This window comes from Microbacterium sp. UBA3394, assembly GCF_002358725.1.
In the GTDB taxonomy this organism is placed as follows: domain Bacteria; phylum Actinomycetota; class Actinomycetes; order Actinomycetales; family Microbacteriaceae; genus Microbacterium; species Microbacterium luteum.
Genome location: NZ_DEPK01000132.1, coordinates 1 through 8,135, shown reverse-complemented (window position 1 = coordinate 8,135; position 8,135 = coordinate 1). Strand labels below are relative to the sequence as shown.

Genomic DNA, 8,135 nt, shown 5'->3' with positions numbered 1-8,135 from the left:
TCGCGAACGTGCGGTCGCACGAGGTCTGCCCAGCGGTCACGGATGCCGCGCAGCGCGTCCGATGCGGCGACGTTGCCGGTCTGGGCGAGCTTCGACGTCGCGGTGATCGCGCGATCGAGCGGGTGCCCCGTCATCACGGATGTGCGCACGAAGGCGGCAACGGGACCGTCGGCGTCGGCGGAGAGTTCCGCGATGTCGGCGAGGGCGAGGTCGGTCATGCGCGCGATGAGGGCCGCCTCGAGCGCCTCCTTCGACTCGAAGTGGTAGAGCAGTCCGCCCTTGGACACCCCTGCTTCGCGCGCGATCGCCTCCATGGTCGCGGCGCGCGCTCCGTCGGCGATGAGGATCGCCTCGTACGCGTCCAGCACCTTCTCGCGGGCCAGGGGAGGGCGACTCATGAGATCGATCGTATCGACGGCGATGCTGTCATCCTGATACTATACCGGCTGGACGGTATAGAAAGGATGTGACATGACGACGCAGACGATGCCGGTGACCCGCGACGAGGGCACCCGTGTGGGATGGCGCGGGTGGGCGGCTCTGGCCGTGCTCATGCTTCCTGTGCTGCTCGTGTCGGTCGACAACACCGTGCTGAGCTTCGCCCTGCCGGCGATCGGTCGCGACCTCGAGCCCTCGAGCGCCGAGCAGCTGTGGATCGTCGACGTCTACCCGCTCGTGCTCGCCGGCCTGCTGGTGACGATGGGCACGATGGGGGACCGGTTCGGTCGTCGACGGATGCTCCTGATCGGCGCGACCGGGTTCGCGGCCATCTCGGCGCTGGCGGCCTTCGCGCCCACGGCGGAGCTGCTGATCGTTGCGCGTGCCGCGATGGGATTCTTCGGTGCCATGCTCATGCCCTCGACGCTTTCTCTGCTGCGCAGCATCTTCACCGATCGCGACCAGCGGCGTCTCGCGATCGCGGTGTGGGCGTCGATGTTCTCCGCCGGTGCCGCCCTCGGCCCCATCGTCGGCGGCATCCTGCTGGAGCACTTCGGGTGGGGTTCGGTGTTCCTCCTGGCGATCCCGGTGCTCATCCCCCTGCTCGCGCTCGCGCCGTTCCTCGTCCCCGAGAGCCGTGACCCGCATCCCGGTCGCATCGACCCGATCAGCATCGCCCTGTCGATGGCGACGATGGTCCCGATCGTGTTCGCCATCAAGGAACTCGCGGTGCACGGCGTCGGGAGCGCTGCGTGGGCCTTCGCCGCGGCCGGTGCGGTCTTCGGCGTGCTGTTCGTGCGTCGTCAGCTGCGGATGCGGACGCCGATGCTCGACATGCGCCTGTTCCACGAGGGCACCTTCACGGGTGCGCTGCTCGTGAACCTCCTGTCGGTGGTCGGTCTGGTCGGCTTCCTCTTCTTCGTCGCCCAGCACCTGCAGCTGGTGCTGGGACTGTCGCCCCTCGAGGCCGGCATGGCTCTCGTGCCGGGACTCGCCGCGATGATCGTCGCCGGGTTTCTCGTCGTCCCCCTCGGCCGCCGCGTTGCGCCCCGAATGCTGGTGCCGGTCGCCCTGGCGTTCTCCGTGCTCGGCTACGTCATGGTGGGCGTCTCCGGGGCCGATGCGTTGCCTGCCACCCTCGTCGTCGCGTTCGTCTCGCTCGGGATCGGGATCGGTGCCGCCGAGACGGTCTCGAACGAGCTCATCCTCGCGAGCGCCCCGCCGGCCAAGGCCGGGGCCGCGAGCGCGGTCTCCGAGACCGCCTACGAGCTCGGCGCGGTGCTGGGAACGGCGGTGCTCGGCGGCGTCGTCACGGCGCTCTACCGAAGCAACCTGGCGCTGCCGGCGGCGCTGCCGGCCGATGTGCGGGAACCGGCCCGCGAGACGCTCGCCGGTGCGATGGTCGAGGCCGACCTCCTCGGCGGCGCCCTCGGGGCCGCGCTGCGGGATGCCGCCGCGAGCGCCTTCGGAGCGGGTGTCGGCGTCACCGCCGCGATGGGGGCCGCTCTCGTGGTCGTCGCGGCGGTCATCGCCGCCGCTACCCTGGGAGGGTCCCGCGCCCCGTCCCGCATCGAGCACTGACGGGGCCGCAGCCCGCTCCGCTCGGCGTCCGCCGGGCCCTGCACCCTAGGAGAGCGATGTCGCGCGTCATCAAGCTCGCCGTCATCCCCGGTGACGGCATCGGTCCGGAAGTCGTCGCCGAAGCGGAGAAGGTGCTCGCCGCCGTCACCGCGGGAGGGGAGACGCGCTTCGACGCCACGCACTTCTCGCTCGGGGCGGCGCGCTACCTGGAGACCGGCGACACGCTCACCGACGAGGACCTCGCCGCGATCGCGACGCACGACGCGATCCTGCTGGGTGCCGTCGGCGGCGTGCCAGGCGACCCTCGCCTGGCCGGCGCCAACATCGAGCGCGGCCTGTTGCTGAAGCTCCGGTTCGAGCTGGACCACTACGTGAACCTGCGGCCGTCGAAGCTCCATCCCGGTTCGACCAGCCCGCTGGCGAACCCGGGCGCGATCGACTTCGTCGTCGTGCGCGAGGGCACCGAGGGACCCTACGTGGGCAACGGCGGCGCGATCCGCAAGGGCACCCCCGCCGAGGTCGCCAACGAAGTGTCGGTGAACACCGCTTTCGGAATCGAGCGCGTCGTGCGCTACGCCTTCGCCCTCGCCCAGGTGCGACGGCGTGCCCTGACCCTGGTGCACAAGACGAACGTGCTCGTGCACGCCGGATCGATCTGGAAGCGCCTGGTCGACGCGGTGGGTGAGGAATACCCCGACGTGGCCGTAGACTATCTCCACGTCGACGCGGCCACGATCTTCCTCGTGACCGACCCCAGCCGCTTCGATGTGATCGTCACCGACAACCTCTTCGGCGACATCCTCACCGACCTGGCCGGCGCCGTCACCGGTGGCATCGGCCTCGCCGCCTCGGGCAACATCAACCCCGACGGCGCCTTCCCGTCGATGTTCGAGCCCGTACACGGATCGGCGCCCGACATCGCGGGGCAGCAGAAGGCCGACCCGTCGGCAGCGATCATCTCCGTCGCCCTCATGCTCGACCACCTCGGGCTGACCGACGAATCGGCCCGCATCACCCGTGCGGTCGAGGAGGACGTCGCCGCCCGCGACGGCTCGCCCCGTACCACCGCTCAGATCGGCGACGCGATCGCCGCGCGGGTGCAGGCGTAACCTTTGACCAGGCGCATCCAGCGCCTTGAACCGCCAGGACGTGACATGACCCTCATCGACTCCGACATCGACGCCGACCTCGAGCCGCTCGAGTTCGTCGTCTCCCGCAATCTCAACGGCGCCTCCGCACAGCGCCGCGCGGAGATCCTCGCCGAGCCGGGGTTCGGCACGCACTTCACCGATCACATGATCGACGTGTGCTGGTCGGTCAGGGGTGGATGGCACCGGCCCCGCGTGCAGCCTTACGGACCCTTGTCGCTGGACCCCGCGGCCGCGGTGCTGCACTACGGCCAGGAGATCTTCGAGGGCATCAAGGCCTACCGCCACGCGGACGGGTCGGTGCACACGTTCCGGCCCGACCAGAACGGCCGTCGACTGCAGCGCAGCGCCCGGCGTCTGGCGCTTCCGGAACTCCCCGTGCCCTACTTCGTGCAGTCGCTCGCCGAGCTGGTGCGCGCCGACCTCGACTGGGTGCCGTCCGGTGCCGACCAGAGCCTCTACCTGCGCCCCTTCATGTTCGCGAAGGAGGCCTTCCTCGGTGTGCGTCCGGCGCACAAGGTCGGCTACTACGTGATCGCGAGCCCCGCCGCTGCCTACTTCAAGGGCGGCGTGCAGCCGGTGTCGATCTGGCTCAGTGAGAATTATGCCCGCGCGGGCAAGGGCGGCACGGGTGCGGCCAAGACCGGCGGCAACTATGCCGCGAGCCTGCTGCCGCAGTCCGAGGCCTACGAGCAGGGGTGCGACCAGGTGGTCTTCCTGGACTCCGACGGGAACGTCGAGGAACTCGGCGGGATGAACGTCGTGTTCGTGCGCAAGGACGGCACGCTGGTGACCCCCGAATCGCCCAGCATCCTCGACGGCATCACCCGCAACTCCATCCTGCAGCTCGCGCGTGACCGCGGGCACAAGGTCGAGGCGCGCCCGGTGACCCTCGCCGAATGGCGAGACGGCGTGGCTTCGGGCGACATCGTCGAGGTCTTCGCGTGCGGCACCGCCGCTGTCGTGACGCCCATCGGCACGCTCAAGGGCGCCGACTTCGAAGACCAGCAGCCGCTGGGCGAGCTGGCGCTGTCGCTGCGCGAGGAGCTCACCGACATCCAATACGGTCGCCGTGACGACACGCACAGCTGGCTCTACCGACTGGATGCCTGAAGCCGCCGCTCCTCGTAGGGTGGACGCGTGAGGATCGCCCGCTTCAGCCATCAGGACGCCATCAAGTACGGCATCGTCGACGAGCGCGAGCTCGTCGTCCTCGCCGGAGACCCCATGTTCGCCGGGTACGACACCACCGGCGAGCGGGTGCCCCTCGGCGACGTGGCGTTGCTCGCGCCGGTGATCCCGCGGTCGAAGGTGATCGCCGTGGGTCGCAATTACCGCGACCACGCGGCGGAGTTCGACAACGACGTGCCGGCCGAGCCGATGCTGTTCTTCAAGCCCAACACCTCGGTCATCGGCCCCGACGATGCGATCGTGCTGCCGCCGCAGTCCGAGCGCATCGACGTCGAAGGGGAACTGGCGGTCGTCATGGGGCGCATCGCCAAGAACGTCACCGCCGAGAACGCCCTCGACTACGTCTTCGGCTACACCAACGCCAATGACGTCACCGCGCGCGACCTGCAGCGCCGCGACGGCCAGTGGGCGCGAGCGAAGGGGTTCGACACCTTCTGCCCGCTCGGTCCGATCGTGGAGACCGAGTTCGATCCCGCCGGTGACGCCGTGCTCACCACACGCGTCGACGGAGAGGTGCGCCAGGAGGCGCCGCTGACCGACATGGTGCACGGCGTCGCCGAGGTGATCGCCTACGCCTCAGCGGCGTTCACCCTGCTGCCGGGCGACGTCATTCTCACCGGAACACCCGCCGGCGTCGGCCCCATCCGCTCGGGACAGTCGGTGGAGGTCGAGATCACCGGGCTGGGGATCCTGCGGAACCCCGCCCGTGGCGCCTGAACCCTCCGCGTATCTGCAGCACGACCTGCGCAGCCTGCAGCGACGCGCGGTCGCCGTGCTGTCGCTGGGTCAGATCCTCGGCGGCGTGGCGTTCGGCGCGACGATCTCGCTCGGCGCGGTCCTCGCCGCCGAGATCAGCGGCGACGAGGCGTTCTCCGGCCTCGCGACGGCAGCCGTCACTCTCGGCACGGCCGCGTTCGCGGCTCCGCTGGCGGCCTTCGCGCGGCGACGCGGGCGTCGACCCGCGCTGACGACGGGGATGGCGGTGGCGCTCGTCGGCGTCGCGCTGGTCGTCGTCGGAGCCGCCGCGTCGCTGTTCCCCCTCCTGCTGTTCGCGTTCGCGCTCATCGGAGCCGGCCAGGCCTCGAACCTGCAGTCGCGTTTCGCGGCGACCGACCTCGCGACCGCCGCATCCCGCGGGCGTGACCTGTCGATCGTCGTGTGGGCGACCACCATCGGCGCGGTCCTCGGCCCCAACCTCGTCGGACCGGGTGAGGCGCTGGGAGCGCTCATGGGTATGCCGGCTCTGACCGGCCCGTACCTGTTCACCGTCGCCGGTCAGGGGCTGGCGATTCTGCTCTACCTGGCTGCGCTGCGGCCCGACCCGCTCCTGACCGCGCAGGCGGCCGTTGCCGCGGATCGATCCGGTGCCACGCGACCGATCGCCGGAACGGACAGGCCGCGCGTCGCGCGATACGCGATCGTCGTCGTCGCTGCGGCGCACGGTGTGATGGTGTCGGTGATGGCCATGACACCCGTGCATCTGCTGCACCACGGCGCCACCCTCACCATCATCGGCGTCACGATCAGCCTGCACATCGCCGGGATGTACGCCCTCGCGCCCGTGTTCGGCATCCTCGCCGACCGATGGGGGCGCATGCCGACGATCCTGCTCGGTCAGGCTCTGCTGGCGGCGTCGCTCGTCCTGGCCTTCCTCGGACAGGACTCCACGGTCGCCGTGACGGTCGCGCTCGTGCTCCTCGGCCTCGGCTGGAGTGCCGCGACCGTCGCTGGAGCGGCGCTGCTGACGGAAGCGAGCGACGAAGTCCGGCGCACGCGACGTCAGGGGCTGAGCGACACGGTCATGAGTCTCGTCGGCGCCGGGGGCGCGATCGCCGCCGGTGTGATCCTCGGCTGGATCGGCTACGGCGGACTCGCCCTCGTCGTGGGCGTCGGGGTGCTGGCCGCCGTGGCGCTCGCGCCGACGGTGCGATCCTCGGTGCCACAGTCGGAGGCGACGCCGACCTAGACTGGAGGCGATGGCTTCCGTTGACCCCCGCACCACCACCGCAGCCGGCTCCGACATCCGGGTGCGCTTCTGCCCTTCGCCCACCGGGCTTCCCCACGTCGGGCTCGTGCGCACCGCCCTGTTCAACTGGGCCTACGCGCGCCACAACGGCGGCAAGATGATCTTCCGCATCGAAGACACCGACGCCGCGCGGGACAGCGAGGAGAGCTATCAGCAGCTGCTCGACGCACTGCGCTGGCTCCGTATCGACTGGGACGAGGGCGTCGAGGTCGGCGGGCCGCACGCTCCGTATCGGCAGTCGCAGCGTCACGGGCTCTACCGCGAGGTCCTCGACAAGCTGCTCGCCGCGGGAGTCGTCTACGAGAGCTACTCCACCGCAGCGGAGATCGACGCGCGCAACGAGGCCAACGGCCGGGCCAAGCAGCTGGGCTACGACAACTTCGACCGCGACCTCACCGACGAGCAGAAGGCGGCTTTCCGGGCGGAGGGCCGCGAGCCGGCCTACCGCCTGCGTGTTCCGGACGAAGACCTCACGTACGTCGACCTCATCCGCGGCGAGGTCACATTCCCCGCCGGCTCGTTCCCCGACTTCGTGATCGTGCGCGCCGGGGGAGTGCCGCTCTACACGTTCGTGAACCCCGTCGACGATGCGCTCATGGGGATCACGCACGTGCTGCGCGGTGAGGACCTCATGCCCTCCACCGCGCGCCAGCTCTCGCTGTATCGTGCTCTCGTCGATGCCGGAGTCACGGATGTCATCCCGCGCTTCGGCCACATGCCTCTCGTGCTGGGGGAGGGCACGAAGAAGCTCTCCAAGCGCGACCCGCGCGCGGACCTGTTCCTCCAGCGCGAGAAGGGCTTCACGCACGAAGGCCTCTTGAACTACCTCGCGCTCCTCGGCTGGTCGATCGCTCCGGATCGGGACGTCTTCACGCTCGAGGAGCTGGTCGAGGCCTTCGACATCGCCGACGTCAACCCGAATCCGGCGCGCTTCGACCAGAAGAAGGCGGAGGCGATCAACGGCGATCACATCCGCATGCTCCAGCCGGCCGACTTCGCCGCGCGGATCGTGCCCTACCTCGTCGCCCGAGGGCTGGTCTCGAACCCGCCGACCGACGAGCAGCATCGTCTGATCGCCGCGGCCGCCCCGCTCGTCCAGGAGCGCATGCCGCTCCTCGGCGACGCACCCGACCTTCTCGGCTTCCTCTTCGTCGACGAGGTCGACTACCAGGAGGATGCGTTGTCGGGCCTCCCCGACAACGCCGACGAGGTCGTCGTGGCGTCCGTGGGTGCGCTCGAGATCATCCCCGAGGGGGAATTCACGGCGGCCGCGGTGCAGGATGCGCTGGCGGGCGCGCTCGTGGAGGGACTCGGGCTGAAGCCGCGCGTGGCCTACGGGCCGCTCCGTGTCGCGGTGAGCGGACGCAAGGTGTCGCCGCCGCTGTTCGAGTCGATGGAGCTCCTCGGCAAGGCCGAGACGCTGCGGCGGCTCGACGCCCTCGTGCGGCATCGTCGCTGATCGCCTCGGTTTGTCTCGGGACCGTTGGTCGACTAGACTCGATCTTCGGCACGACCCCGGTCGAGACCGGTGGGGTATGGTGTAATTGGCAACACGGCTGATTCTGGTTCAGTTGTTCTTGGTTCGAGTCCAGGTACCCCAGCCACGTGAAAAACCCCCGCTCAGCGGGGGTTTTTGCGTTTCACGAGAGCCTCTCGCCACCCGGCTGGCATCCTCTCAGCCCGCGCGGTCGTCCCCGTCCAGATAGAACCAGCGCCCGCCTTCCCGCACGAATCTCGAGCGCTCGTGGAGA

Annotated in this window: 8 protein-coding genes and 1 tRNA gene; 7 read left to right on the top strand and 2 right to left on the bottom strand. The window is 69.9% G+C overall.

Features of this window, described 5'->3' with window-relative positions:
- The coding region (locus B4E30_RS07965; RefSeq protein WP_286794566.1) for a TetR/AcrR family transcriptional regulator at nt 1-398 on the bottom strand (398 nt) is incomplete at its 3' end.
- Nucleotides 399-471: 73 nt separating this feature from the next.
- Between B4E30_RS07965 and B4E30_RS07960 the strand changes: the two genes are divergently transcribed.
- The 7 genes from B4E30_RS07960 to B4E30_RS07930 all read left to right on the top strand — a co-directional run bounded on the left by B4E30_RS07960 (nt 472) and on the right by B4E30_RS07930 (nt 7,988).
- A complete protein-coding gene (locus B4E30_RS07960) occupies nt 472-2,019 on the top strand; it encodes an MFS transporter (RefSeq protein ID WP_286794564.1) in 1,548 nt (515 codons plus the stop codon).
- 56 nt (nt 2,020-2,075) lie between these two features.
- Nucleotides 2,076-3,128, top strand: coding sequence for a 3-isopropylmalate dehydrogenase (locus B4E30_RS07955; protein ID WP_194385089.1), 1,053 nt, complete (start codon nt 2,076-2,078; stop codon nt 3,126-3,128).
- A 45-nt stretch (nt 3,129-3,173) separates the two neighbouring features.
- Nucleotides 3,174-4,280, top strand: a complete 1,107-nt coding sequence (locus B4E30_RS07950) for a branched-chain amino acid aminotransferase (RefSeq protein WP_286794561.1) — start codon at nt 3,174-3,176, stop codon at nt 4,278-4,280.
- A 27-nt stretch (nt 4,281-4,307) separates the two neighbouring features.
- Complete coding sequence (locus B4E30_RS07945; RefSeq protein ID WP_286794559.1) at nt 4,308-5,075, top strand: fumarylacetoacetate hydrolase family protein; 768 nt, start codon at nt 4,308-4,310, stop codon at nt 5,073-5,075.
- On the top strand, nt 5,065-6,324 hold the full coding sequence (locus tag B4E30_RS07940; RefSeq protein WP_286794557.1) for an MFS transporter: 1,260 nt from the start codon (nt 5,065-5,067) through the stop codon (nt 6,322-6,324). The genes B4E30_RS07945 and B4E30_RS07940 overlap by 11 nt, the downstream gene beginning before the upstream one ends.
- Before the next feature lie 10 nt (nt 6,325-6,334).
- On the top strand, nt 6,335-7,843 hold the full coding sequence (gene gltX, locus B4E30_RS07935; RefSeq protein ID WP_286794555.1) for a glutamate--tRNA ligase: 1,509 nt from the start codon (nt 6,335-6,337) through the stop codon (nt 7,841-7,843).
- A 70-nt stretch (nt 7,844-7,913) separates the two neighbouring features.
- Nucleotides 7,914-7,988: transfer RNA gene (locus B4E30_RS07930), tRNA-Gln, on the top strand.
- 71 nt (nt 7,989-8,059) lie between these two features.
- Here the strand turns inward: B4E30_RS07930 and B4E30_RS16585 are convergent.
- Nucleotides 8,060-8,135, bottom strand: a 76-nt coding sequence (locus tag B4E30_RS16585; RefSeq protein ID WP_414683195.1) for a YchJ family metal-binding protein, incomplete at its 5' end; no start/stop codon positions are given.